The following is a 26,270-nucleotide window of genomic DNA, read 5'->3' on the forward strand; positions in this document are numbered from 1 at the left end:
TCTTCAATCGATTCTTTGGTCGGCGCAGACGGGCTCGCCATCCGCGCGCACGAGCCCGGCGCGCGACGCGATCCACCACAAGCCGCGCTCTGTCGCCTGAGCGACGACACGCGCATGCGTGCAGCCGAACACGCTCAACGCGTCGACGTAGCGCGCGCACAATCCGTCGTCGCCGATCAGCAGCAGCGGCTGGTTCGCGAGCGCGACACCGCGTTCCGCCAGCATCGCGTCAAGTGCGTTCAGCTCATGGCCGATCAGCAGGCCGGACAGATAATCGCCCTGCGCATCGGGTGCGAGCCGGTCGGTCAGGCCGAGCGTGCGCGTGCTGAAGATCGTCGCGAGCAACCCCGCGCGCTGCGCACCGCGGGCCACCGCGACGCCGCGCGCGAATGCCGCGCGGTCGGGCGACGCGCTCGCGCGCATCGTGCGGCCGAGGATCGTGTGATCGCGCAGCGCCGCGAACAACTCGCCGGTCATGAAGGTCTGGAAGCGCTCGATGAGCCCGTCCTTCACCCATGCCCACTTCGCATGCGTGCCCGGCAATCCGATCAGTACGCCTGAACGATCTGCATCAAGCATGGGATCGTTCGCGAGTGCGCCGAATATCTGCGTTTCTTCGCCGCGCATCACGTCGGGCAACTCGCCCGTCGCGATCACGCCCGGCACGATCGACACCGTCGTGCCGCGCGACGTCGTCACCGTGACGAGCCCCGCGACGAGCGCGTCGGCACCGGCCGGCACCTGGACGTACGGCGCCTCGCGCCAGCCCTGTGCGCTGCCGACCATCCCGGCGGCCAGCACCGGCACGCCCGGCGCGCGGTCGAGCCAGTCGCCGCACGCTTCCTCGAACACGACGTCGAAGGCTCGCGCGCCGCCGGCCGGCACATGCATCACGCCCGCGGCGCGGCTGCGCGTGTCGAGCAGCGCACCGTGCGCGTCGAACAGATACGCGCGCAGCGACGTCGTGCCCCAGTCGAGCGCGATCAGCGACGGTGCGGCGCAGGAGGCGTCCGGAGCGGTCCGGGTCGAATTGGTCATCGTTTGATCCTGCGGGTACCCTGCGGCGGGCTCCAGCCCAGTTCCGCGGAAATGGCTCGCGCTTCGCGCTGCACGAGCGGAATCAGTTCGTCCATCCGGTCGTGCGGCATGTACGGAATCGTGCTCGCGACCGATACGGCCGCGACGATCGCGCCCGACGCGTCGCGGATCGGCGCGGCTACGCAACGGATCGACGCCTCGTTTTCCTCGAGGTCGAACGTGTAGCCGCCGGCCGCGTAATGCGCCATGCGCTGCAGGAACGCGCTCGTCTCGGGCCGGTTGTCCGGCTTGAAGTTGACGCCGGCCAGCGCGCGCCGCGCGGCTTCGAACAGCGAGCGCCACAGGTCCGGATCGAGGTCGAGCATCATCGCCTTGCCGATGCCGGTCGACGCGAGCGGCATCCGGTGGCCGACACGCGAGCGCATCTCGAGGCCGCGCGTGCCGGGGATCTTGTCGATGTACAGCACGTCATCGCCGTCGCGCACGCCGAGGTGGATCGTGTCGAGCGTCGCTTCGGCGAGCGCCTCGAGGTGCGGCCGCGCGACCGCCGTGAGCGGCATCTGTTCGAGCGCGATCGTGCCGAGCTCGATCAGCTTCGGGCCGAGCAGGTAGCCGCCCTGCACCTGGCGCAGGTAGCGCGCCTGCACGAGGCTGCTGACGAGACGGTGCGTCGTGCTGCGCGTCGTGCCGAGCGCGGCGCCGATCGCACGCATGTCGCGCGCGCCGTTCGCGATCGCTTCGAGGATCGCGAGACCGCGCAACAGCGTCTGCGTACCGGCCTGCTGCGCGGTGAGGTCGAGCGGCGTGCTGGTCGCGCCGATGGAGTCGGTGAGCGGCGCATCGCCCGGCGTCGCGCGCCGGGCGTCGAGAGCAAGGGAATCGGGCATCTTGGTCATGGAACGGGTTTCTTCAGCCGAATCGGTGAAGCCGCTGTCGCGACGCCGGAACGAGGTCGGGCGTCGCGGCAACGCGGCGGTCGATGCACCGAGGAAAGCGCCCGGCGAACTTCATGGAATGTGTCTCCGTGTGCGTCGGGCGCCGCGCGATGCGTGGGTCCGAAGCTGTCGATGTGCTTCGGATTGTAGGAGCGCACGCATTCGTCTCCAATATTTGAATGCGTTGCCCAGATAATGAGATAAACCGGTGGAGGTCGCGAAACGGTCGCGCCATGCGCACGGGGGCGGAACCCGATGCGTCGCGGGTCCCGCCCCCGTTGGTCATGCGCGCCGCGCTTACTGCTGGTTCGTGCTGCGCGCCTGCATGTAGCGCTGCACGTCGGAGAACGACACGCGGCCGCTACCGCTCGCGTCGATCTGCCGGAAGTGATTCGCGACATAGCCGAGCCCGGCCGCGCGCGCCTGCGCTTCGGTGATCGAACCGGTGTTCTGCGTATCGGCCGCGCCGAACTGCCGCGCGAGTTTGCGCACCACCTGCGCGTGCAGCGCGGCGCCCGTCGTCTGCGTGCCGGCGGTCGGCTTGCGCGCGGCCGGCGGCACGTACGGATCGCCGAGTTGCGCCTGGCGCGCGCGCGCCGAGGTGGCGGCGTCGCTCGCCTGCGCGAACGCGGACACCGATGCGGATGCTGCAACGCCGGCGCATGCGAGCGCAGCGGCAACGACGATGAAACGTTTCTTCATGTCAGGCTCCAGTCTGGAATGGGGTCGTCGACGGCCGGCGAACGGCGCCGCCACGGGCGCGCGTCGCCAGGCCCGCACATCGCATCAGTGCGCGGCCGCGTTGTAGAAGGTCACGAGGTCGGCTTTCTCCTGCGGACGCGACGTATCGTCGAGATAGACCATGTGTCCACCCTGATAGTCCTTGATCGTCAGGTTCGGTTGCGAGCCGAGCCGGGCGAGGTCGAGTTCGGTCTGGTAGAACGGCGTCGCGATGTCGTGATACCCGTTCAGCGACAGCACCTTCAGCGACGGATTCAGCGTCAGCGCAGCCGCAAGATCGGGAATCGTGTCCGGCATCGCGAGGCCGTCGTGCGTCCAGTCCCAGGTCTGGATCGCATTGCTGCTCAGCGAATACGCCGACTGCGCGCTGTACTTGAGCACGTTCGGCAGGTAGCTGCCGATCGTGTCGGTGAACGGTTTCGTGATGAACGTGCTCGACGGGTCGCCGTCCGCCGCGAGCGGGCTCGACGACGGCACGTTCACGCGTGCGTCGTAGCGGCCGATCAGCGTGCCCGGGATCAGCGACACCTGGAAGCTGTTGTCGAAGAAGGTCGGGACGACGTTGAAGTCCGCGTTCCACAGCGTCTGCTTCACGCCGGTCGAATTCACCATCGTCGTGACGAGCGTCGGCGGGGGCGGCGTGTGGCTCGCGAGATACGCGTTCACGGCGGGCACGTAGCTGCCGGCCGTCAGCTGACGCATCTGGTCCGCATATTGCGGCAGGCTCGACGGGTTCGGGTTGTCGAGCTGGTAGTACGCGCCGACCGTGCCGTAGGACGGCACGAAGCCCGCGCAACTCACGGGGCTCGCCCCGTTGTTCGAGTTGCCGACATAGTCGCTCGCCATGTCGCAGTTCGCGTTGTAGTTCAGGATCGACGACTGCAGCACGATGCCGTCGAGCTTCACGCCGGCCGTCTCGAGCAGGTTCGCGAGCACGTCGGTGCGCGGCGTGCCGTACGACTCGCCGAACAGGTACTTCGGCGAATCGTTGCGCTGGTTCACGGCGATGTAGCGCGTCACGAAGTCGCGGAACGCGCCGCCGTCCTGGTCGACGCCCCAGAACGTCTGGTTCGTGTTCGGCGCGATCGCCTCCGAGAAGCCGGTGCCGATCGCATCGACGAACACGAGGTCCGTCGTGTCGAGCAGGCTTTCCGCGTTGTCGACGAACGGGAACGTCGACGCATTCGCGTTCGGGTCGCCCGTCTGGATCCGTTTCGGACCGAACGAGCCGAGATGCAGCCACACCGATGCGGAGCCGGGGCCGCCGTTATACAGGAACGTGACGGGCCGCTTCGCCGCGGGCTGGTTGTCGGCGGTGTACGCGACGTAGAAGAACGATGCCTCGGGCGCGCCCGTCTGCGGATTGCGTGCGACGAGGTGGCCGGCGGTCGCCGTGTAGCGAATCGTCTTGCCGTTCAGCGTGATCTGGTGATGGGTGACGGCGGCCTTTTCGACCGCGGCGGACGCGTCGAGCGACGCGGTCGCGCTCGACGAATAACTGTTGGGATCGTTGTACGGCTTGTCCACCTGAGCGGCGGGATCGGCTGAATTGTCGGTACCTGCTGCCGAGGACGACGTCACGTCGTCGTTGCAGGCCGTCAGAATCAGCGAAGAGAACACAACCCCCAACAACAGCTTCGCTTTGCTCGCTGGCATCGTTGCTTTCCTTCTCTCGAATGTTTTTTGTGTCGAGCAGCCGGGTGAGCCGCCCCCCGCCTCGATTGCGGCCGATGAGCCGAGGCGCTGGCCAATATACGTGAGCGGGTCGGCTTTGAAAAATTTGGAAATATTTGATCGACGCTCGGTGCGGCGCACACCTTTCAGGAATGCTTCAATTCACGAACCGTTGTGTTTCAACAGTCTTTCAATTGCTTTCGCTTCTACCCGAAAACACTCAAACCGCGCGGATTTCGTGCCATATCGGCAAACAAATTCTCGCGCGGGCGGGCATTGCTCAGTAAAGCGAAATAGATGAATTCGTCTAATGGATGCGTCCCGAAATGCGGGCGACACGAATGCGCTGCAGCGCACCAATGGCGCGCCGGCGACGGAACGGACAATGTCACGGCGCGAGCGCGCCGCTCACTGCGATTGCGGAAGTTCGGCCGCGCCCATCCGGCGGGCAATCACGGCCGCGCGCTGCGCCTGGTAGGCCGAGCCGCGGTGCGCGTCGAACCAGCGCGGCTTCGGCAGCATCACCGCGAGACGCGCCGACTGCCACGCGCCGAGCCGGCTCGCGGGAATCCTGTAGTAATAGCGGGCGGCGGCCTCGGCACCGTACACGCCGCGGCCCCATTCGACGGAATTCAGGTAGATCTCGAAGATCCGCTCCTTGTCGAGCACCGTCTCGAGCATCCACGTGATGATCAGCTCCTGCCCCTTGCGGATGTAGCTCTTCTCGCGCGACAGGAACAGATTGCGCGCGAGCTGCTGCGTGATCGTCGACCCGCCCGCGACGATCCGTCCGCGCGCCTTGTTCTTCTCCCACGCCTGCAGGATCGCGTCGACGTCGTAGCCGTTGTTGGTCGCGAAGGTCGAATCCTCCGACGCGATCAGCGCGCGCTTCAGGTTGCGCGAGATCTGGTCGTACGGCACCCACTGGTGCTGGATCCGCGCGGGCGGATTGTCGCGCGACAGCCACCATGCGTCGGTCCGCATGAACGCGGTGGAACCCGGATTGATGAACGACCACAGCGCGATCTGCACGAGATAGAACAGCTGCGTCGCGAGCCACGCGCCCGCGAACACCGAACCCGCATAGACGATCCAGCGGGTCGGGCTGATGGTCCGCGTGCGCTGCGTGCCGCTTACCGCCACCACCTGCCGCGCTCCGGTCAGGCCGCCGCGAGCGCCTGGCGCAGCGCGGCCAGCACCGGTGCGCCGTCCGGCCGCACGCCGCGCCAGATGAAGAACGATTCGGCCGCCTGCTCGACCAGCATCCCGAGCCCGTCGGCCGTGCGCGCGCCGAGCGACGCCGCATGTTGCATGAACACGGTCGGCTGCGCGCCGTACATCATGTCGTACGCGAGCGTGCCCGGGCCGAACGCGGCCGCGTCACACTCCGGCAGCGCCGCGTCGAGGCTGCCGGCCGTCGCGTTGACGATCACGTCGTACGGCTCCGCACGCACGGTGTCCGGGCCGCCGCCCGACAGCACGCAGCCCGCATCGTGCGCGGCCTGCGTGAACTGACCGACGAGCGCTTCGGCCTTGCTCGCGGTGCGGTTCACGATCGTGATCGACAGCGGCGCGCGCTCGAGCATCGGCAACACGACGCCACGCGCCGCGCCGCCTGCGCCGAGCAACAGGATGCGCGCACCCGCAAGCGACACGCCGAGGTTCGATTCGATGTCGCGCACGAGACCGACGCCGTCCGTGTTGTCACCGTAGATGCGGCCGTCGGCTTCGATGCGCAGCGTGTTCACCGCGCCCGCCGCCGCCGCGCGCGGCGACAGTGTATCGGCGAGCGCATGCGCGTCGAGCTTGAACGGCACCGTCACGTTCGCGCCGCGTCCGCCTTCGGCGACGAACGCGCGCACGGCGGCCTCGAAACCGTCGACCGGCGCGAGCCGGTGCTCGTAGACGATCGCCTCGCCCGTCTGCGCGGCGAACTGCGCGTGGATGAACGGCGACTTGCTGTGCGCCACCGGATTGCCGAACACCACGTAGCGGTCGGCGCCGCTCGTCGACGCGGCTGCGTTCATGATGCGCGCCCCTCTTCGCTTTCCTGGCCGGTGCCGTTCGCGGCCTCGCCGTCTTCGACCGCTGCGCCGTCCGCTTCGGCCAGTGCCTCGGCCTCGGTTTCCGCCGACGCGTCTTCCGCATCGACCAGCGTGTCGTCGCCGCCTTCGGTCTCGTCTTCGTCTTCGGCCGCGTCGCCGCTCGTCACGGTCGGCGCGTCAAGCACGTTCAGCAGTCGCACCGACGCCTCGATCGTCAGCTCGTCGAGCGACATCACGTCGAGCAGCACGCGCGTGCCGCGCGCATGCACGCCGAGCCCCGGCACGTGCAGCAGCAGCGGAATTTCCTCGAGGCGCACCAGGTCGCCCTTCACGACGCTCGCGACGACCTGCTTCTTCTGCTCCTGGGCGAGCCAGCGCAGGCACCAGAAGTACTCCATCCGGCGCTGGTAGTCGGCGTAAGCGGTATAGGTGTCGTCGAAGCCCTGCACGACCGCGTACAGGTCGGCGTCCTTCGGCTTGAACGGCGCGGCGAGCTTGGCCGTGACGCCGTGCTGCACGCATGCGAGCAACTGCCACTGGTTCACCAGGTCGACATAGCGGCGCAGCGGCGACGTGCTCCACGCGTACTGAGCGACACCGAGGCCTTCGTGCGGCGCGGCCGTCGTCTGCATCCGCGTGCGCTTCGGGCCCGGCGCGCCGAAGCCGCGCTGCGAGCGGTAGATGCCCGGCACCGTGTGATCGTGCAGGAACGCGCCCCACGTCGAGTTCGCGAGGATCGCGAGCTCCGACACGATCAGGTCGAGCGGCGACCCGCGGCGGCGCGGCGTGATCGTCACGTGCTCGCCTTCGACGTAGAAGTTGTAGTCGGTGTTGCGCTGCACTTCGCGCTTCAGGCCATAGCCCGCGCGCGCGACCTGGCGCTTCTCGAACAGCGCCTGCGCGAGCGGCCACAGCACGGCGATGTCGTCCTTGTGCGGGTAGTCGCCGGTGCCGGCCGCGAGCGTCTCTTCATTGACGAGCTCGTCGAGCGTGTTGTGGCGCAGGTTGTTCTTCACGAACACGAGTTCGGCACGCGTCTCGTTCGCGACGATCTCCTGCGTCTCGCGGTTGACGATGATGTACAGCGAGAGCGCCGGGCGGTAATCGCCTTCCTTCAGCGTGAACACGTCGACGACGTCATCCGGCAGCATCGTGATCTTGTCGCCCGGCATGTAGACGGTCGACAGGCGTGCGCGCGCGATCGCGTCGACCGCGTCGCCGCGCACGATGCCGAGCGCCGGCGCCGCGATGTGCACGCCGATCCGCACGCGACCGTCGGACAGGTGTTCGACCGAGAATGCGTCGTCGATTTCGGTCGTCGTGATGTCGTCGATCGAGAACGCCTCGACGTCCGCGCGCGGCAGGTCGTCCGGCAGCGGGCCGACCGTGACGGCGGGGAAGCCCGTGCCGTGCGGGAAGAATTCCGCGAGGAAGCGCGCCTCGTGCAGCGCACGCGGCGACGCGATGCCGCCGCAGTCGAGCATCAACCGCGCCGGCGACACGCCGCGCGCCCCGGCCGCCGCTTCCATCGCCTTGTATTCGATCGCGTTCTTGTCCGGCCGCGTCAGCAGCCCGAGCACCTTGCCCGCGAACGCTTCCGGCAGCTTGCCGGCCTTCAGTTCCTCTTCATACTGCGCCTGGACGAGCGCCTGCTGACGCTTGCGCTCGAGCGACGCGAGCGCCATCTTGAGCTGATCTTCCGGCGCCCGCTGATACTGGCCGCGCCCCTTGCGGCGGAAGTAGACGGGCGAGCCGTGCAGCCGCAGCACCAGCGCCGCGCGCTCGACCGGGCCGTAGGTCGCGCCGAAATATTCCGAGGCCAGCGCCGTATACGCGAACTCCTCGGCCGGCGCGCATTCCCACAGGAAATCCAGGTCGATCTGCTGCGCGGCCGTATCGGCTTCCTGCATCAGCTCGCCGGCGGCCGGCTTCTCGAATTCGATCAGCACGTCTTTTGCACGCACCTTCGCGCGCCGCCCGCCGGGCAATTCGACCTGAAACGCGTCGCCCTGGCGCGACAGCACGCTGCCCGCCTTGAAACTGCCCGATTCCTCGAAGAAAACGTTCACTCAGTACTCTCGTTCAGACTGCCGGGCGCCGCATCGGCGGCGCCGCATGATGATGGGAATTCGATCGGCATGACGCCGTGTTCATGACGTTCTTTCGTCGCAAAAGGCGAGAACGTCGTCGATATAGTCGGCAAATTCACTGATTCCATGATCGCTGCCTTCGATCACGCGCGTTTTCGCGCCCGGGTAATGGGCGAGCATCTCGCGGTAGTCCAGCACTTCATCGCCGGTCGCCGCGAACAGATAGTAGCGTTCGGGCCGCGAAATCGCCGGCACGCGCAGCGCATCGAGCTCGTGCAGGTGTCGGCGTTCGACGACGATCGACCCGCCGCCGTGCCACAGCGGCTGTTCGCCCAGATACTGCTCGAGGTCGCGCTGCGGCACGATCGCCGGATTCAGCACCACCGCCTTCCAGCCGCGCTTTTCGGCGAGCCAGGTTGCGTAGTAGCCGCCGAGCGAGCTGCCGATCACCGTCACGTCGCGCGCACCGGCCACCTCGGCTTCCGCGACGGCGATCGCCTCGAGCGGCGATACCGACAGCGACGGGCAGCGCCACTCGTGCGTGCGACCGAGTTCGGCCATGCGCGCGGCGAGGAGCCGCGACTTCTGCGACTCCGGCGACGACCGGAATCCGTGCAGGTACAGGATCACGCGCGGCTCCCGAGCGCGTCGAGCAGCTTCTGATGCACGCCGCCGAAGCCGCCATTGCTCATCACGAGCACGTGGTCGCCCGGGCGCGCGGCCTCGACGACCGATTTCACCAGCAGGTGGAGATCGTCGAACGCCCGGGCCTTGTCGCCGAGCGGCGCGAGCGCGTCGCCGAGGTTCCAGCCGAGCGCGTCGCGCCCGGTCGGGGCACCGTAGCCGAACACCAGGTCGGCGTCGGCGAGGCTTGCCGGCAATTGCGCCTTCATCACACCGAGCTTCATCGTGTTCGAACGCGGCTCGAGCACGGCGAGAATGCGGGAATTTTGGCGACCGATGCGCGCACGAAGGCCGGCGATCGTCGTTTCGATCGCGGTCGGATGGTGCGCGAAGTCGTCGTAGACGGTCACGCCGTCCACGCTGCCGCGCACTTCCATGCGCCGCTTCACGTTGCGGAACGATGCGAGGGATTCGGCGGCCTGCGCGGGCGGCACGCCGACGTGGCGCGCGGCGGCGATCGCCGCGAGCGCGTTCATCCGGTTGTGGTCGCCCTGCACCTGCCACGCGACTTCACCGACGCGCTCGGCCTGCGCGTACACCGCGAAACGCTCGTCGACCAGCACGCCGTCTTCGGCAGGCAGCGCCTGCCAGCCGCCGTCGACGCCGAAGCGCTCGACCTCGCTCCAGCAGCCGCGCGCGAGCACGCGCTCCAGCGCGTCCGAGCGGCCGTTGGTCACGATCCGGCCAACGCCCGGCACGGTGCGCACGAGGTGATGGAATTGCGTCTCGATCGCGGCGAGATCCGGGAAGATGTCGGCGTGATCGAATTCGAGATTGTTGAGCACCGCGGTGCGCGGCCGGTAGTGGACGAACTTCGAGCGCTTGTCGAAGAACGCCGTATCGTACTCGTCGGCCTCGATCACGAAGAAACTCGAATCGGTCAGCCGCGCCGACACACCGAAGTTCAGCGGCACACCGCCGATCAGGAAGCCCGGGTTCAGGCCGGCATCTTCCAGCAGCCACGCGAGCATCGACGACGTGGTCGTCTTGCCGTGCGTGCCCGCGACCGCCAGCACCCATTTACCGGCCAGCACGTGCTCGCCGAGCCATTGCGGGCCCGATACATACGGCAGGCCGCGATCGAGAATCGCCTCCATCAGCGGGTTGCCGCGCGTGACGACGTTGCCGATCACGAACAGGTCGGGCTTCAGCTCGATCTGCTCGGCGCCGTAGCCCTCGATCAGCGTGATGCCCTGCGCCTCGAGCTGCGTGCTCATCGGCGGATAGACGCCCGCGTCGCAACCCGTCACCGTGTGGCCCGCCTCGCGCGCGAGCACGGCGAGACCGCCCATGAAGGTGCCGCAGATGCCAAGAATGTGGATGTGCATAGATGAATGCTTTCGCGCCGCCGGGCGCCGTCGATTCGGAAAGGAAGGTCTGCGGCACGCCGGACAGGCCGCCCGGCCAACGACTTTCGCCGCGACACAAAGACCGTCATTGTAACTGACGGCCCGCCCTGCCCGGCGGCCCGAACGATGGATCCGAACACCGCGCGGCGCGGCGGGCGGCACCCGGCCGCACCGCGTTCGGCCGTGGCGGCGATCGAGTATGATTGCCGGATCATGTCTCGCAAACCTCTTGTCGACCCGCGGCGCGCCCGCGAGGAAATTGCCCAGTCCGCCGCCCGCCTGATCGCGGAGGACGGCCTCGATTACGCCAGCGCGAAACGCAAGGCCGCGCGCCAGTTGTTCGGCGATACGCGCGTTGCCGGCGAATGGCTGCCTGATAACGATCTGATCGAGGAAGAACTGCGCGAGTACCTCGCCCTGTTCCAGAGCGACACACAGCCGGACGAACTGCGCCGCCTGCGCGAGATCGCGCTCGACTGGATGCGCCGGCTCGCCGAGTTCAATCCGTACGTGACGGGCGCGGTGCTGAACGGCACCGCGAACGCGCATTCGGACATCCATTTGCAGATATTCACCGACAACTCGAAGGACGTCGCGATCTACCTGCTGAACCAGAACGTTCAGTACGACGTGTCCGAAACGCGGCATTTCGCCGGTCGCGCCGACGTCGAGACGCTCAGCTTCCTGTGGCGCCCGCGACGCGACGTGGACGCGATCGGCATTCACGTCGCGCTCTACGCGAGCGACGACCTGCGCGGCGCGGTCAAGGCCGACGCCCGCGGCCGGGTCGCCCGCGCCGACGCCACCGCGTTGCGCGCGCTGCTCGAGGCCAGCAACGCCCCTTCCGAACCGGAATGATTCAACGATGATGATGAAACGCATGTTGGCGCTCGCGGTGGTCGCGGCCGCCGCCGTCGCCGGCGGAATCGCCGCCGGCCATTGGTTCCGCGGCGGCAGCGCCGATGACGGCGTCGCCGTCGCCGCACCCGCCGCGAACGGCAGCCCGGTCGACCAGCTGTGGGCCGCGTCGCTGACCGGTGTCGACGGCAAGCCGGCGTCGCTCGCTTCCTTCAAGGGCCAGAAGGTCGTGGTCAATTTCTGGGCGTCATGGTGCGGCCCGTGCGTCGAAGAGATGCCGGAGCTCGTCGCGCTGTCGCACCAATACAAGCAGAAGGGGATCCGTTTCATCGGGATCGGCGTCGATTCCGACCAGAACGTGAAGAACTTTCTGCAGAAGGTGAAGGTCGACTATCCGGTTTTCGTCAGCGGTTATGCGGGCGCCGATCTGGCCCGTAATTTCGGAAATACCGCCGGCGCGCTGCCGTTTACGGTCGTCATCGACGAAACCGGCAAGATTCGCGAGACAAAATTGGGACAAATCCAACCGGCCGAGCTGAAAAAGACCCTCGACGCGTTGTGATCGCCCTGAACGGCTGCCTGCGCGTTGGCGGCGATTTGTGCGTCGATCGCCGCAATTTCACGTGAATTCGCTGATACTTTGCGGCCGCACCGGTAATTCTTGCAGGTCCGGCGCGCCCGGCCGTTCGGCAAAACTAGACAAATTTCTCTAAATAGCGCTAAAGTTCGCGCAATTCCGCAGAAATAGAAGCGACCATGACACGATTGCTGGTGCTGCACGGCCCCAACCTGAACCTTCTCGGCACCCGGGAACCGGAGGTGTACGGCCGCGTCACGCTCGCGCAGATCGATCAAGCGCTTGCCGCGCGGGCGCAGGAGGCCGGCGCCGAACTGTCGTCGTTCCAGAGCAACCATGAAGGCGCGCTCGTCGACCGCATCCAGGCCGCGCGGGAGGAACAGACCGATTTCATCCTGATCAATCCCGCCGCGTATACGCACACGAGCGTCGCGATCCGGGACGCGATCGCCGGCGTTGGCATCCCGTTCGTCGAGGTTCATCTGTCGAACGTGCACCGCCGCGAAGCCTTCAGGCATCACTCCTACTTTTCCGACCAGGCCGAAGGCGTGATCTGCGGGCTCGGCTGGAAAGGTTATCTGTACGCGCTCGAGTACGCGCTCGACAAGCTGCAAGGCGCGTCGCGCGGCTGATTTCGCGATCTAGATTCAGCGCCGGTCCCACCGGCGCTTTCACGTATTGAAAGGGGAATTCCCGATGGATCTTCGTAAGCTGAAAACTCTGATCGACCTCGTCTCCGAATCCGGCATCTCCGAGCTGGAAGTGACGGAAGGCGAAGGCAAGGTGCGTATCGTCAAGAACGCGCCGCCGGTCTATGTCCAGCCGACGGGCGGATTTGCCCCGCAGGTCAGCGCGCCGGCCCCGGCGGTCGCGCTGCCGACCGAAGGCGCGGCTGCCGCGCCGGCCGCGGGCGCCGCTGCCGCGCCCGCCGTGCCGCAAGGCCACGTCGTGACGTCGCCGATGGTCGGCACGTTCTATCGCGCGCCGTCGCCGGGCGCGGACCCGTTCGTCCAGGTGGGCGACACGGTCAAGGAAGGCCAGACGATCTGCATCATCGAAGCAATGAAGCTGCTCAACGAGATCGAATCGGACAAGGCCGGCGTGATCAAGGAAATCCTCGTCGAGAACGGCCAGGCCGTCGAATACGGCCAGCCGCTTTTCGTGATCGGCTAAGTCCGCCGCGCGGCCTGCGGGCCGCGCGCCGCCGATGCTCGCCAGGCGCCGTTCGCGCGCCCCTCGAAGAGACGAATACTCGCTATGTTTGAAAAAATCCTCATTGCCAACCGCGGTGAAATCGCGCTGCGCATCCAGCGCGCGTGCCGCGAACTCGGCGTCAAGACGGTGGTCGTCTACTCGGAAGCCGACAAGGAAGCCAAGTACGTGCGCCTCGCGGACGAAGCCGTCTGTATCGGCCCGGCCCCGTCGAACCTGAGCTACCTGAACATGCCGGCGCTGATCAGCGCCGCGGAAGTCACCGATGCCGAGGCGATCCACCCCGGCTACGGCTTCCTGTCGGAGAACGCCGACTTCGCGGAACGCGTCGAGCAGTCGGGCTTCACGTTCATCGGCCCGCGCCCGGAAACGATCCGCATGATGGGTGACAAGGTCACCGCGAAGCAGACGATGATCAAGACCGGCGTGCCATGCGTGCCGGGCTCGGAAGGCGCGTTGCCGGACGATCCGAAGGAGATCGTGAAGATTGCGCGCGCGATCGGCTATCCGGTCATCATCAAGGCGGCGGGCGGCGGCGGCGGGCGCGGGATGCGCGTCGTGCACACCGAGGCCGCGCTCGTCAACGCGGTCAACATGACCCGCGAGGAAGCCGGCCGTGCGTTCGGCAACCCGCAGGTGTACATGGAGAAGTTCCTCGAGAACCCGCGCCACATCGAGATCCAGGTGCTGTCGGACGCGCACAAGAACGCGATCTGGCTCGGCGAGCGCGACTGCTCGATGCAGCGCCGTCACCAGAAGGTGATCGAGGAAGCGCCGGCGCCCGGCATTCCGCGCCGCCTGATCGAGCGCATCGGCGACCGCTGCGCGGACGCGTGCAAGAAGATGGGCTATCTCGGCGCGGGCACGTTCGAATTCCTGTACGAGAACAACGAGTTCTACTTCATCGAGATGAACACGCGCGTGCAGGTCGAGCATCCGGTGTCGGAGCTGATCACGGGCGTCGACATCGTGCAGGAACAGATCCGCATCGCGGCCGGCGAGAAGCTCGCGCTGCGCCAGCGCGACATCCAGTTCCGCGGACATGCGATCGAATGCCGGATCAACGCCGAAGATCCGTTCAAGTTCACGCCGTCGCCGGGCCGGATCACGTCGTGGCATACGCCGGGCGGTCCCGGCGTGCGCGTCGACTCCCACGCCTACAATGGCTATTTCGTGCCGCCGAACTATGATTCGATGATCGGCAAGCTGATCACCTACGGCGCGACGCGCGACCAGGCGATCCGCCGGATGCGCATCGCGCTGTCGGAGATGGTCGTCGAAGGCATCCAGACCAACATCCCGCTGCACCGCGAGCTGATGATCGACTCGAAGTTCGTCGAAGGCGGCACCAGCATCCATTACCTCGAAAACCGGCTCGCGCAGAAGCAGCAGGTCGCACCGGAAGAAGCGTAAGCATGAGTTATCGCGAACTCGTCGTCGAACTGGCCCGTGAGCATGCGGAGGCGCTGTCCGACGCACTGCTCGACCTCGGCGCGCTGTCGGTGTCCGTCGAGGACGCCGACGCCGACACGCCCGACGAACAGCCGCTCTTCGGCGAGCCGGGCCTCGTGCCCGAACGCACCGCGTGGCAGCACTCGCGCGTGATCGCGCTGCTGTCGCCCGATCACGAGCCGGCCGTGCTGCTCGCGGCGGCCGCGAACGAGATCGGCATCGCCGATACGCCGAAGTTCGACGTGCGCGAAGTCGAGGAGCAGGACTGGGTGCGGCTCACGCAGTCGCAGTTCGAGCCGATTCCGATCGGCGAGCGGATCTGGGTCGTGCCGTCGTGGCACGACGCTCCCGACCCCGACGCACTGATCCTCGAACTCGACCCCGGTCTCGCATTCGGCACGGGCAGCCACCCGACCACGCGCCTGTGCATGGAATGGCTCGAACAGTCGGTCAAGCCCGGCCAGTCCGTGCTCGACTACGGCTGCGGCTCGGGCATCCTCGCGATCCTCGCGAAGAAATGCGGGGCGAACCCCGTGGTCGGCATCGACATCGATCCGCAAGCGGTCGAATCGGCGCGACAGAACAGCGAACGCAACCATGCGGAAGTGACGTACGGGCTGCCCGACGCGTGCCCGGCCGGAGAATTCGACATCGTCGTCGCCAACATCCTGTCGAACCCGCTGAAGCTGATGGCGTCGATGCTCGCATCGAAGGTGAAACCGGGCGGGCGCATCGCGCTGTCGGGCGTGCTCGCGCGCCAGGCGGACGAAGTCGCGGCCGTCTATGCGCGCTATGTCGACATCTCGGTCTGGCGCGAACACGAAGGTTGGGTATGCCTCGCCGGAACGCGGCGGGAAAGCCATTAGAATAGCGCTGTCCTTCACTTTGGCCAGCAGGCCGCCCGGCTCGACATGCTTCTTGCGACGCGCTGCCCTCATTGCGAAACCGTCTTCCGGCTGCAGCAGGAACAGCTCTCGCTGCATGACGGGCTCGTGCGCTGCGGACACTGCCATCAGGTCTTCAACGCGTCGCAGTCGCTCGTTCCCGAACCGGCACGGCGGCCCGAGCCGGCGCTGACCGAAGCGGCACCGGCCGGGCCGGCCGCCGCCGAACCGCAACACGAAGCCGCGCCCGTGCGGCTCTTCACCACCGACGCACCGGTCGAGCCGGCGCCCGGTTCCGACTACAAGCCCGAAGGCTGGGACATGTGGGCGCCGTGGCTCGATGCCGGCGTCGACCCGTCCCTGCAGCACAACGTACAGACCGTGCGCACCGAGCCGCTGGTGCCGCTCGCGCTGCCGGCCATGGACGCCGGTGTCGTCCACCTCTCCGGCACGCCCGCCCCGATCGCATCGGCCCCCGCCGAACTGCACGCTGTCGCGTCGGCCGAGCCGGACTTGGCGGGGCACGAAACCGACTCATCCGGCACATCGCGGGCCACGGCACCCGCCGAATCCGACCTGCGCGAACCGCGCTTCGTCGCGCACACGCCGTCGGCCACCGACGCGAACGAACCCATCGGCAACGCGCACTTCTCCGTACCCGACGACGAACACGCACCGCGCGAACCGCGCTTCGCATTCACGCCGGCGCAAGCCGTCCCTGAACACGATGCCAACGCCGACACGCGCGCCGCCGGACCGGCCGCGGCCGCCAGCGAAACGGCTGCCCAACCGGCCGTCAGATCGGCCGCGCCCTTCCCCGCCACACTGGCCGACGACGATCGCCCGCACTTCGCCGTGACCCGCGAGACGCGCGCGCCAGAGCGACGCGGGATGCTCGGCGGCTTTTTCGGCGGACTCATCGCTGCCGCGCTCGCGGTGCTGCTCGTCGCGCAACTCGCGTGGTGGCAGCGCGAAACCGTGATGATCTACTGGCCGGTCACGCAGGGCTGGTTCCGGCAGGCGTGCGCGCCGCTCGGCTGCACGGTCACGCCGCCGCGCGCGATCGACGGCCTGCGGCTCGACGCGGCCGATCTGCGCCAGCTCGACGGCCCGCGCGTGCTGGAGTTGAAGGTACCGCTGACGAACCGCTACCGCGTCGCACTCGCCTACCCGTCTCTCGAGCTGACGCTGCTCGACGACACGAATCACGTGACCGTGCGCCGCGTGCTTGCGCCGCGCGACTACGTCCGCCCGGGCACGCCGATCGACGCCGGGCTGCCGCCCGGCACGACGCGGACGATGGTCGTCCGTCTCGACACGAACGGCGCGCCCGCCTCGAATTTCCGCGTCCAGATCTTCTATCCGTGACGCCCCGCGGCGCGTGCATGCGCGCCGTCTCAACCCGCGCGCCGCAGCGGCGCGCTATTTCGGAGCACGAACATGAGCAAAGTTACGCTGGGTGGCAACCCGATCGATCTCGCCGGCACGTTCCCGGCCGTCGGCTCGCAAGCCCCCGACTTCAAGCTGGTCGGCAAGGACCTCGCCGATCTGTCGCTCGCCAGCTTCGCCGGCAAGCGCAAGGTGCTGAACATCGTCCCGAGCCTCGACACGCCGACCTGCGCGACGTCGACCCGCAAGTTCAACGAAGCCGCGTCGTCGCTCGACAACACGGTCGTGATCGTCGTATCCGGCGACCTGCCGTTCGCCGCCACGCGCTTCTGCACGACGGAAGGCCTCGCGAACGTCGTGACGGCTTCGACGTTCCGCGGCGCCCGCGCGTTCGCGAACGCGTACGGCGTCGACGTGACGAGCGGCCCGCTGAATGGCCTGACGGCCCGCGCGGTCGTCGTGCTCGACGCGCAGGACAAGGTGATCCACGCGGAACTCGTCGGCGAGATCAAGGACGAGCCGAATTACGACGCAGCGCTCGCCGCACTGAAGTAACCCGCTGCCGCCCGGCCCTGCCGCGCGAGGCCCGACGGCCTCGGCGCACCGGCCGGGCGGCCGCTTCCTTTTGCTCTCTACAGGAACGCACGCCTTGACTACGCTGATTTGCGGCTCGCTCGCCTACGACAACATCATGACCTTCGAAGGCCGGTTTCGCGAGCACATCCTGCCCGACCAGGTTCACCTGCTGAACGTGAGCTTCCTCGTGCCGACGATGCGTCGCGAATTCGGCGGTTGCGCGGGGAACATCGCTTACGCGCTGCACATGCTCGGCGGCGACGCGCGCATCATGGCGACGGTCGGCGCGAACGACGCCGATCGCTATCTCGAGCGTCTCGACAGCCTAGGCCTGTCCAAGGCCAGCGTGCGCGTGGTGCCCGAAACGCATACCGCGCAGGCGATGATCACGACCGATCTCGAGAACAACCAGATCACCGCATTCCACCCGGGCGCGATGATGCAGTCGCACCTGAACCGCGCGGACGAAGTGTCGGGCGTGAAGCTCGGCATCGTCGCGCCGGACGGCTTCGACGGGATGGTCCAGCACGCCGAGCAATTCGCGAAGGCCGGCATCCCGTTCATCTTCGATCCGGGCCAAGGCCTGCCGCTGTTCGATGGTGCGACGCTGCGCCGCATCATTGAACTCGCGACCTTCGTCGCGGTCAACGACTACGAGGGCAAGCTCGTCAGCGACAAGACGGGCTGGTCCGAACAGGAAATCGCCAGCCGGGTTCAGGCGTTGATCATCACGCGCGGCGAGCACGGCGCCACCATTCTTCACAAAAACGGCGAAGAACAGATTCCGGTTGTGCAAGCCGAGCGTGTCGTCGATCCGACCGGCTGCGGCGACGCCTTCCGGGGCGGCCTGCTGTACGGCATCGAGAATGGCCTCGACTGGGCAACGACGGGCCGCCTCGCGAGCCTGATGGGCTCGATCAAGATCGCCCACCAGGGGCCTCAAACTTACGCACTGACGCGCGCCGAAATCGACGCGCGTTTCGAGGCTGCCTTCGGGTACAGTCTCAAATGAATATTGTGGGAGAGTAAAAATGTTGACCAAGAAAACCCTCACGCTCACCGCCATGCTGACGGCCACGCTCACGCTCGCGGGCTGCTTCACGGCGCCGGGCTCCGCAGATGTCTATAGCGTCGGCCAGGCGCAGCGCGAACAAACCGTTCGCATGGGCACCGTCGAAAGCGTCCGTGCCGTGCGCATCCAGTCCGACGGCGGCGGCAGCGCGATCGGCACGCTCGGTGGCGGTGCGCTCGGCGCGGTCGCGGGCAGCGCGATCGGCGGCGGCAAGGGGTCGATCCTGACGGCCATCGCGGGCGGTCTCGTCGGCGCGGTCGCGGGCAACGCGGTCGGCGAAAACCTCAGCACGGCGAACGGTGTCGAAATCACCGTGCGCCTCGACAACGGCGACCTGCGCTCGATCACGCAGGCGGCGAGCGGCGAAATGTTCCGCGCCGGCGAGCGTGTGCGACTGCTGTCGAGCGGCGGCGTCACGCGCGTCACGCACTAACGAGCATCCTCAGCACGCGGCGCAAGCCGCGGTCGAACGCATGTGCGACGCTGCACATGCGTTTTTTTTCGTTCGTGCCCGGCAACCGGTCGACACATCGATGAATACGGACGAAAAAAATCCCGCCACCTGAGCCAGATGGCGGGACCGATTGAGTAGCGCTACTCAACCCGCGGACACCACGTGAGTGTCCGGGTGGTACTGGTCAGCCGCGATTACGGACGGCTGCCGGTCGGGAACGGCCATGCCGCTGCCGGGTTGAGCGCGGTCTTCACGCCCGATGCCGGCGCGACCGATGCGGTCGACGCGGTGGTTGCCGGTGCAGCCTTCTTCACGACGGCCTTCTTCGGAGCAGCAGCCTTCTTCGCCGGGGCAGCGGCCTTCGGTGCGGCAGCAGCCTTCGGTGCGGCGGCAGCCTTCTTGGCAGGCGCAGCCTTCTTCGCAGGGGCAGCCTTCTTCGCAGCAGCCTTCTTGGCGGCAGCCTTCTTCGCCGGCGCGGCCTTCTTCGCAGCAGCCTTCTTAGCCGGTGCTGCCTTCTTCGCAGCAACCTTCTTCACTGCGACCTTCTTCGCTGCAACCTTCTTCGCTGCGGCCTTCTTCGCCGGTGCTGCCTTCTTCGCGGCAACCTTCTTCACCGCGACTTTCTTCGCAGCGACCTTCTTGGCTGCAACCTTCTTCGTTGCGACCTTCTTTGCCGCGACCTTCTTCGCTGCGGCCTTCTTCGCCGGTGCTGCCTTCTTCGCGGCAACCTTCTTCACCGCGACCTTCTTCGCAGCAACCTTCTTCACTGCAGCGGCCTTCTTCGCCGGAGCAGCAGCCTTCTTCGCAACGGTCTTCTTGGCAGCGACCTTCTTAGCAGCCGGTTTCTTCTTGGCAGTAGCCATGTTGTTCTCCTTCAGGTTCAGATGAGAGTCAGTTCAAACTACACCCTTCGTCAAAACCCGCTTCCCGCGGACGCTGTTCAGGACGTGCGCTTCGAAGCGGGCTATTCATCGGCGTACGCGGATACCACGCGCTTACGCTAATGAATACGGTATGGCGCGCGTGACCCCATGGCCTCGCGCGCCAAATCAAGTCGGTAGCCGGCGCACCTCGCGCCGCTACCCCTAATCGCTTGATCAAGCGGACCGCCACACGGCTGCCCGCTTTTTCCGGAGGGAAGTTTGCCCATCCCACTGAAGGGTTCGCAAAGTGCCGATCATGTCGTTGGGCCGTTAAGGCACCGGGCATGCTTTGCATCAGGCGTTCTTGCTCCTAAACCTTGGGCCGGGGCCGAGAGGCCGCCGGCTGCTCCATCATGTGACGGGTTCGCTGCTGCGGGTTATTCCCAGGACAGCGCACCGCCCGTCTGATACTCGATCACACGCGTCTCGAAGAAGTTGCGTTCCTTCTTCAGGTCGATCATCTCGCTCATCCACGGGAACGGGTTTTCCTCGTTCGGGAACAGCGGATCGAGGCCGATCTGCTGGCAACGACGGTTGCTGATGAAGCGCAGATAGCTCTTGAACATCGACGCGTTCAAACCCAGCACGCCGCGCGGCATCGTGTCCTCGGCGTAGCGGTATTCGAGTTCGACAGCCTGCTTGAACAGCTCGCGGATCTCGGCACGGAATTCCGCGGTCCAGAGATGCGGGTTCTCGAGCTTGATCTGGTTGATCAGGTCGATGCCGAAATTGCAGTGCATCGACTCGTCACGCAGGATGTACTGATATTGCTCTGCAGCACCCGTCATCTTGTTCTGGCGGCCGAGTGCGAGGATCTGCGTGAAGCCGACATAGAAGAACAGGCCTTCCATGATGCAGGCGAACACGATCAGCGACTTCAGCAGCTTCTGATCCGCTTCGAGCGTGCCGGTCTTGAAGGCTGGATCCGTCAGCGTGTGGATGAACGGGATCAGGAATTCGTCCTTCGCGCGGATCGACGTGACCTCGTGGTACGCGTTGAAGATCTCGCCTTCGTCGAGACCGAGCGATTCGACAATGTATTGATACGCGTGCGTGTGGATCGCTTCCTCGAACGCCTGGCGCAGCAGAAACTGCCGGCATTCGGGCGCCGTGATGTGGCGGTACGTGCCGAGCACGATGTTGTTCGCGGCGAGCGAATCGGCCGTCACGAAGAAACCGAGGTTGCGCTTGACGATGCGGCGCTCGTCCTCGGTCAGACCGTTCGGGTCCTTCCACAGTGCGATGTCGCGGGACATGTTGATTTCCTGCGGCATCCAGTGGTTCGCGCAACCCGCCAGATACTTTTCCCACGCCCACTTGTACTTGAACGGCACCAGCTGATTGACATCAGTCTGGCCGTTGATGATGCGCTTGTCGGCGACATTGACCCGCGCTTCCGAACCGCCAGCGGGAACAGCAGATGCTTGCGGCGGCACCGCAAGATCGCCTTCGAAAATGTCGCGGACCTGATGGGCGGCAGGCGTTGCAGCCTGCTGTCCGACAGCCATCCCTGCGGAGGTGCGCATCGCGTTCTGCTGCGCTCCGCTCGCGGGGGTTACGGCAGTCTTCTCGTCATCCCAGTTGAGCATAAATTCTCACCATCAATTTAGAACGGTTTGTACCATCTTTTCCTGAGCGATAAAAGGGTTCGCTCACGAAAAATCCTTTTTTCGATTCGCGTTGCGACCTCGATACAACACTTTGAGCAACGCATCGTCGTTCATGCAGAGCGCGACGCGTGTCACGCATGTATCGCGAGGTGCGCTCGACGCATCGAACGCTGATCGAAACGCGACGTCGTCGGGGATGTTTCGATCGCTTGTCACTGCCTGCAACGCAAGTGTCGCGTTACAGATTCCTTATCATTTTTTTAGTTGAGAGCGGCGCACACTTCAACCTCGATCGGTTGCCGTGCGCGCCGCCCGAACCTTCTTCAGGTCATGCGCGCCAGTGTTACTGGCAGGCTTCGCACTCGTCGAAGCCCGGATCGCCCGGACGCATCGTGCACACCGGACCATCTGCTTCGACAGGCGCCAGCGCCGGTGCCGCATTGACCGCGCCCGACGATGCATCGCCGCCCGCCGCACCGAAGCCGCCTGCCGCGCCTTGCGCGCCGCCGCTGCTCGAGCCGCCGCTCGTCGGCACTGCGTTCAGCGCGCCGTGTGCGACCGTCGACTTCTCGACGTGCGTCGCCGCCATCGTGCGGAGGTAGTAGGTCGTCTTCAGGCCGCGCAGCCATGCGAGCTTGTAGACCTCGTCGAGCTTCTTGCCCGACGCGCCGCCCATGTAGATGTTCAGCGACTGCGCCTGGTCGATCCACTTCTGGCGACGCGACGCCGCCTCGACCAGCCACGTCGGGTCGACTTCGAACGCGGTCGCGTAGATCGCGCGCAGGTCGGCCGGGATGCGGTCGATGCGCGACAGCATGCCGTCGAAGTACTTCAGGTCGGCGACCATCACTTCGTCCCACAGGCCGCGTTCCTTCAGGTCGCGAACGAGGTACTCGTTTACCACCGTGAATTCGCCCGACAGGTTCGACTTCACGTACAGGTTCTGGAAGGTCGGCTCGATACAGGCCGACACGCCGATGATGTTCGAGATCGTCGCCGTCGGCGCGATCGCGACGCAGTTCGAGTTGCGCATGCCGTGCGCGGCGATCCGCGAACGCAGCGTCGTCCAGTCGAGCGACTCGGACGTGTCGACCTCGACGTAGCCGCCGCGCGCTTCCGTCAGCAGCTTCAGCGTGTCCTGCGGGAGGATGCCGCGATCCCACAGCGAGCCGCGGTAGCTCGAGTAGCGGCCGCGTTCCTCGGCCAGCTCGGTCGACGCGTAGTACGCGTAGTAGCAGACCGCTTCCATCGAACGATCGGCGAACTCGACGGCCGCGTCCGACGCGTACGGCGTGCGCAGCAGGTGCAGGCAGTCCTGGAAGCCCATGATGCCCATGCCGACCGGACGGTGCTTCAGGTTCGAGTTACGCGCCTTCGGCACCGCGTAGTAGTTGATGTCGATCACGTTGTCGAGCATGCGCATCGCGACGCTGATCGTGCGCTTCAGCTTGTCGTGGTCGAGCGCGTAGCTGCCGTCGGCCTGCTTCACCAGGTGGGCGACGAGGTTCACCGAGCCCAGGTTGCACACCGCGATTTCGGTGTCGCTCGTATTCAGCGTGATTTCCGTGCACAGGTTCGACGAGTGGACGACGCCGACGTGCTGCTGCGGCGAGCGCACGTTGCACGGATCCTTGAACGTGATCCACGGGTGGCCGGTTTCGAACAGCATGCCGAGCATCTTGCGCCAGAGTTGCTGCGCCGGGATCTTCTTGAACAGCTTGATCTCGCCGCGCGCGACCTTGTCTTCGTAAGCCGTGTAAGCCTTCTCGAACTCCGCGCCGAACTTGTCGTGCAGATCCGGGCAGGTCGACGGCGAGAACAGCGTCCAGTCGGCGCCTTCCATCACGCGCTTCATGAACAGGTCGGGAATCCAGTTCGCCGTGTTCATGTCGTGCGTGCGGCGGCGATCGTCGCCGGTGTTCTTGCGCAGCTCGAGGAATTCCTCGATGTCGAGGTGCCAGGATTCGAGGTACGCGCAGACCGCGCCCTTGCGCTTGCCGCCCTGGTTGACCGCGACGGCCGTGTCGTTCACGACCTTCAGGAACGGGACCACGCCTTGCGACTTGCCGTTCGTGCCCTTGATATGCGAGCCGAGTGCGCGCACGCGCGTCCAGTCGTTGCCGAGACCGCCGGCGAACTTCGACAGCAGCGCGTTTTCCTTCAGCGCTTCATAGATGCCGTCGAGATCGTCCGCGACCGTCGTCAGGTAGCACGACGACAGTTGCGAGCGGTGGGTGCCCGAGTTGAACAGCGTCGGCGTCGAGCTCATGAAGTCGAAGCTCGACAGCACGTTGTAGAACTCGATCGCGCGCGTTTCGCGGTCGATCTCGTTCAGCGACAGGCCCATCGCGACGCGCATGAAGAAAGCCTGCGGCATTTCGATGCGGGTGCCTTCGACGTGCAGGAAGTAGCGGTCGTACAGCGTCTGCAGGCCGAGGTAGCCGAACTGCAGGTCGCGGTTCGCGTCGAGCGCTTCGCCGAGGCGCTTCAGGTCGAACTGCAGCAGCTTGTCGTCGAGCAGGCCAGCGTCGACGCCGCGCTTCAGGAACTGCGGGAAGTACTCGGCGTAGCGGGCCGACATCTCGGCCTGGAGCACTTCCTCGCCGAGGATCTCGCGACGGATCGTGTGCAGCAGGATACGGGCCGTGACCTGGCTGTATGCCGGATCCTTTTCGATCATCGTGCGCGCAGCGAGGATCGCCGAGTCGTAGACCTGGCTCATCGGCACGCCGTCGTACAGGTTCTTCACCGTTTCCGCGACGATCGGGTCAGGGTTAACCGCAGCGCCGAGGCCGTCGCACGACGACACGATCAGCGCACGCAGCGCGTTCAGGTCGAGCGGACGCGTGACGCCGTTGTCGACGACGTTGATGCCGGTGCTCGACTCGCCGCCCTTGGCTGCTGCTTCCTCGCCCGCATGCTGACGCTCCAGGTGACGCTTCTCGCGATACAGCACGTACGCACGCGCGACGTTGTGCTCGCCGCCGCGCATCAGCGCGAGTTCGACCTGGTCCTGGATGTCTTCGATATGGAACGTACCGCCGTTCGGACGGCTGCGCACGAGCGCGCGCACGACGTTGTGCGTCAGTTGCTCGACGAGTTCGCGTACGCGCGCCGATGCCGCGCCCTGCCCGCCGTTGACGGCCAGGAAAGCCTTGGTCACCGCAATCGCGATCTTCGAAGGCTCGAACGACACCACGCTGCCGTTGCGGCGGATCACCTTGTAGTCGGCGAACGTGGCCTGCGGCGCGAGCGCCTGCGCGCCCTGTTCGGTCCCGCCGAGCGGACGGCTCGAGGCGCTCTCGTACTGGGACGTCGCGTTGTCGGTGGTTTGCATGTGCAAAGCTCCTGGTGTTGGATGGTGCGGAGAGAACCGCGGATTAAAACGAACGCTGCGCAATGGAGTGCGCGAGCGGTAAGAGGCGAGCGATGCGTCGGGGAAGCCGGTTCGGTCGATGCGCGACAACCGTTCCGGTCGTGTGCTTCGTCATGTGTACCCTGCCCCGTCGAAGTTCGCTGCGCTTGATCGCGACGCCCGGACCGCCCGGCCTGGCGCGCCGCCCTGAGAACCCTGTCCGCCGGCGTTGCCCGCCAGCCGGTGCCGCTCGGGTTTCCCCTGCGACACACACTATATCTAGTACAGAACCGCTCAACTGGCACCAAGTATAGTGGACATTCGGACGAGGTCAAAACGGATAATTTGCGATGGAGGTCTTGACATCGCTCGCGCGCAGACACGACAAGGCATTGGTCGGAGAAAAAACTTTCCCCGGTCAAAAAACCCTGCGCTCAGTGCTGACGGAAGGGAAAGTATTCGGCGGAAAAGCCGGCATCGCCCGCGAAGCGTTGCCAATCGAAGTGCGGACCCGGATCGGTCTTGCGGCCCGGCGCGACGTCGGAATGCCCGGCCACTGCATCGATCGGGTAGCGCGCGGCGAGCGTGCGCGCGAGCACGCCGAGCGTCGCGTACTGCGCCGCGTCGAACGGCACGTCGTCCGCGCCTTCGAGCTCGATGCCGATCGAGAAGTCGTTGCAGCGCGGCCGGCCGAAGAACTCGGACGCGCCCGCATGCCAGGCGCGCTCGTCGCACGACACGAACTGCACGAGCTCACCGTCGCGACGAATCAGGAAGTGCGCGGACACGCGCACGCCGCGCAGATGGCTCTGGTAATAGGGGTGCGCATCGCAATCGAGGCGATTCAGGAACAGCGCCTCGATCGCGTCGCCGCCGAACTCGCCGGGCGGCAGGCTGATGTTGTGGACGACGACGAGCGTCGGCACCGCGCCTGCGGGCCGCGCCTCGAAATTCGGCGACGGCGCGTGGCGCGCTTCGCGCACCCAGCCGTGCGCGTCGACCGACAGCAGCGCTGCGTCGCTCATCGGGCGTCGCGGCCGCTCGCGTGTGCGCCGTGGCGCTGCGCGTGCTCGGTGCTGCAGAAATATTCGCCACCCGCGGCGACGGCATCGCCCTTCGGCGTATGCACGCCGCATTCGGCGCAGCGCACCATCGGTTCGGGCAGCGAGCGCGCATCGCCGTTCGGGCGTGCCGTCCCGGCGCCGCCGGAACCGGGTGCGCCATCAAAGCCGCCGCCGCGGCCGGTGCGCGCCTGTGCGTGCTCCTGGGCCTGGCGCAGCTTGCGCGTGAGCCACGAACCCGCGAAGAAGAGAAGAATCAGGAGAAGAATCTGTCGCATCGGAGACCTGCGT

25 protein-coding genes are annotated in these 26,270 nt (G+C 66.4%); 10 read left to right on the plus strand and 15 right to left on the minus strand.

The window, feature by feature from the left end:
* Nucleotides 1-3 precede the first annotated feature (3 nt).
* The 9 genes from BTE28158_RS16120 to mpl form a co-directional block, all read right to left on the minus strand.
* A complete protein-coding gene (locus BTE28158_RS16120) occupies nt 4-1,038 on the minus strand; it encodes a 2-dehydro-3-deoxygalactonokinase (protein ID WP_151050649.1) in 1,035 nt (344 codons plus the stop codon).
* Nucleotides 1,035-1,934: an IclR family transcriptional regulator gene (locus BTE28158_RS16125; RefSeq protein WP_059608207.1), complete on the minus strand. Its 900-nt coding sequence runs from the start codon at nt 1,932-1,934 to the stop codon at nt 1,035-1,037. Before BTE28158_RS16125 ends, BTE28158_RS16120 begins: the two co-directional genes overlap by 4 nt.
* Before the next feature lie 336 nt (nt 1,935-2,270).
* Entirely contained in the window at nt 2,271-2,675 is a 405-nt protein-coding gene (locus BTE28158_RS16130) for an EF-hand domain-containing protein (RefSeq protein ID WP_151050648.1), read from the minus strand.
* Nucleotides 2,676-2,759: 84 nt separating this feature from the next.
* Nucleotides 2,760-4,370, minus strand: a complete 1,611-nt coding sequence (locus BTE28158_RS16135) for a S10 family peptidase (protein ID WP_124903790.1) — start codon at nt 4,368-4,370, stop codon at nt 2,760-2,762.
* A gap of 426 nt (nt 4,371-4,796) precedes the next feature.
* Complete coding sequence (mtgA, locus tag BTE28158_RS16140) at nt 4,797-5,534, minus strand: monofunctional biosynthetic peptidoglycan transglycosylase (RefSeq protein ID WP_059681846.1); 738 nt, start codon at nt 5,532-5,534, stop codon at nt 4,797-4,799.
* Nucleotides 5,535-5,548: 14 nt separating this feature from the next.
* A complete protein-coding gene (gene aroE / locus BTE28158_RS16145) occupies nt 5,549-6,415 on the minus strand; it encodes a shikimate dehydrogenase (RefSeq protein WP_059608203.1) in 867 nt (288 codons plus the stop codon).
* A complete protein-coding gene (locus BTE28158_RS16150) occupies nt 6,412-8,502 on the minus strand; it encodes an RNB domain-containing ribonuclease (RefSeq protein WP_059608202.1) in 2,091 nt (696 codons plus the stop codon). The genes aroE and BTE28158_RS16150 overlap by 4 nt, the downstream gene beginning before the upstream one ends.
* Nucleotides 8,503-8,583: 81 nt before the next feature.
* A complete protein-coding gene (locus tag BTE28158_RS16155; RefSeq protein WP_151050646.1) occupies nt 8,584-9,153 on the minus strand; it encodes a YqiA/YcfP family alpha/beta fold hydrolase in 570 nt (189 codons plus the stop codon).
* Nucleotides 9,150-10,535, minus strand: a complete 1,386-nt coding sequence (gene mpl, locus BTE28158_RS16160; RefSeq protein WP_151050644.1) for a UDP-N-acetylmuramate:L-alanyl-gamma-D-glutamyl-meso-diaminopimelate ligase — start codon at nt 10,533-10,535, stop codon at nt 9,150-9,152. The genes BTE28158_RS16155 and mpl overlap by 4 nt, the downstream gene beginning before the upstream one ends.
* Nucleotides 10,536-10,769: 234 nt before the next feature.
* Here mpl and BTE28158_RS16165 point away from each other — a divergent pair, with 234 nt between their 5' ends.
* The 10 genes from BTE28158_RS16165 (at nt 10,770) to BTE28158_RS16210 (ending at nt 19,009) form a co-directional block, all read left to right on the plus strand.
* A complete protein-coding gene (locus tag BTE28158_RS16165) occupies nt 10,770-11,414 on the plus strand; it encodes a UDP-N-acetylmuramate--alanine ligase (protein WP_151050642.1) in 645 nt (214 codons plus the stop codon).
* Between the two features lie 7 nt (nt 11,415-11,421).
* A complete protein-coding gene (locus BTE28158_RS16170) occupies nt 11,422-11,976 on the plus strand; it encodes a TlpA family protein disulfide reductase (RefSeq protein ID WP_059608199.1) in 555 nt (184 codons plus the stop codon).
* Nucleotides 11,977-12,170: 194 nt separating this feature from the next.
* A complete protein-coding gene (gene aroQ, locus BTE28158_RS16175) occupies nt 12,171-12,623 on the plus strand; it encodes a type II 3-dehydroquinate dehydratase (RefSeq protein ID WP_040143361.1) in 453 nt (150 codons plus the stop codon).
* A 64-nt stretch (nt 12,624-12,687) separates the two neighbouring features.
* The gene (accB, locus tag BTE28158_RS16180; protein WP_174910590.1) at nt 12,688-13,164 is read left to right on the plus strand and encodes an acetyl-CoA carboxylase biotin carboxyl carrier protein; all 477 of its coding nucleotides are present in this window, start codon (nt 12,688-12,690) and stop codon (nt 13,162-13,164) included.
* Nucleotides 13,165-13,248: 84 nt separating this feature from the next.
* Nucleotides 13,249-14,616, plus strand: a complete 1,368-nt coding sequence (gene accC, locus BTE28158_RS16185) for an acetyl-CoA carboxylase biotin carboxylase subunit (protein WP_059608197.1) — start codon at nt 13,249-13,251, stop codon at nt 14,614-14,616.
* Nucleotides 14,617-14,618: 2 nt separating this feature from the next.
* Entirely contained in the window at nt 14,619-15,521 is a 903-nt protein-coding gene (gene prmA, locus BTE28158_RS16190) for a 50S ribosomal protein L11 methyltransferase (protein WP_124624753.1), read from the plus strand.
* 45 nt (nt 15,522-15,566) lie between these two features.
* Nucleotides 15,567-16,907, plus strand: a complete 1,341-nt coding sequence (locus BTE28158_RS16195; protein ID WP_151048148.1) for a DUF3426 domain-containing protein — start codon at nt 15,567-15,569, stop codon at nt 16,905-16,907.
* A gap of 72 nt (nt 16,908-16,979) precedes the next feature.
* Complete coding sequence (tpx, locus tag BTE28158_RS16200) at nt 16,980-17,483, plus strand: thiol peroxidase (protein ID WP_059535219.1); 504 nt, start codon at nt 16,980-16,982, stop codon at nt 17,481-17,483.
* 94 nt (nt 17,484-17,577) lie between these two features.
* Nucleotides 17,578-18,516 carry a carbohydrate kinase family protein gene (locus tag BTE28158_RS16205; protein ID WP_124903802.1) on the plus strand — a complete coding sequence of 313 codons (939 nt, stop codon included), beginning with the start codon at nt 17,578-17,580 and terminating at the stop codon, nt 18,514-18,516.
* Between the two features lie 19 nt (nt 18,517-18,535).
* A complete protein-coding gene (locus tag BTE28158_RS16210) occupies nt 18,536-19,009 on the plus strand; it encodes an outer membrane lipoprotein (RefSeq protein ID WP_059608193.1) in 474 nt (157 codons plus the stop codon).
* 215 nt (nt 19,010-19,224) lie between these two features.
* Here the strand turns inward: BTE28158_RS16210 and BTE28158_RS16215 are convergent, their stop codons facing one another.
* From BTE28158_RS16215 to BTE28158_RS16240, 6 genes are all read right to left on the minus strand, one after another.
* The gene (locus tag BTE28158_RS16215) at nt 19,225-19,893 is read right to left on the minus strand and encodes a histone H1-like DNA-binding protein (protein WP_151048149.1); all 669 of its coding nucleotides are present in this window, start codon (nt 19,891-19,893) and stop codon (nt 19,225-19,227) included.
* A 28-nt stretch (nt 19,894-19,921) separates the two neighbouring features.
* Nucleotides 19,922-20,248, minus strand: a complete 327-nt coding sequence (locus BTE28158_RS16220) for a hypothetical protein (RefSeq protein ID WP_081334211.1) — start codon at nt 20,246-20,248, stop codon at nt 19,922-19,924.
* An 82-nt stretch (nt 20,249-20,330) separates the two neighbouring features.
* Complete coding sequence (locus BTE28158_RS16225; protein ID WP_151048150.1) at nt 20,331-21,542, minus strand: ribonucleotide-diphosphate reductase subunit beta; 1,212 nt, start codon at nt 21,540-21,542, stop codon at nt 20,331-20,333.
* Nucleotides 21,543-21,906: 364 nt separating this feature from the next.
* Nucleotides 21,907-24,900, minus strand: a complete 2,994-nt coding sequence (locus BTE28158_RS16230; protein WP_151048151.1) for a ribonucleoside-diphosphate reductase subunit alpha — start codon at nt 24,898-24,900, stop codon at nt 21,907-21,909.
* Nucleotides 24,901-25,352: 452 nt separating this feature from the next.
* Nucleotides 25,353-25,943, minus strand: coding sequence for a 1,6-anhydro-N-acetylmuramyl-L-alanine amidase AmpD (ampD, locus tag BTE28158_RS16235; protein WP_059608190.1), 591 nt, complete (start codon nt 25,941-25,943; stop codon nt 25,353-25,355).
* Nucleotides 25,940-26,257: a PP0621 family protein gene (locus BTE28158_RS16240; protein WP_059608189.1), complete on the minus strand. Its 318-nt coding sequence runs from the start codon at nt 26,255-26,257 to the stop codon at nt 25,940-25,942. The genes ampD and BTE28158_RS16240 overlap by 4 nt, the downstream gene beginning before the upstream one ends.
* Nucleotides 26,258-26,270: the final 13 nt, after the last annotated feature.

Source organism: Burkholderia diffusa, assembly GCF_902499115.1.
Taxonomy (GTDB): domain Bacteria; phylum Pseudomonadota; class Gammaproteobacteria; order Burkholderiales; family Burkholderiaceae; genus Burkholderia; species Burkholderia diffusa.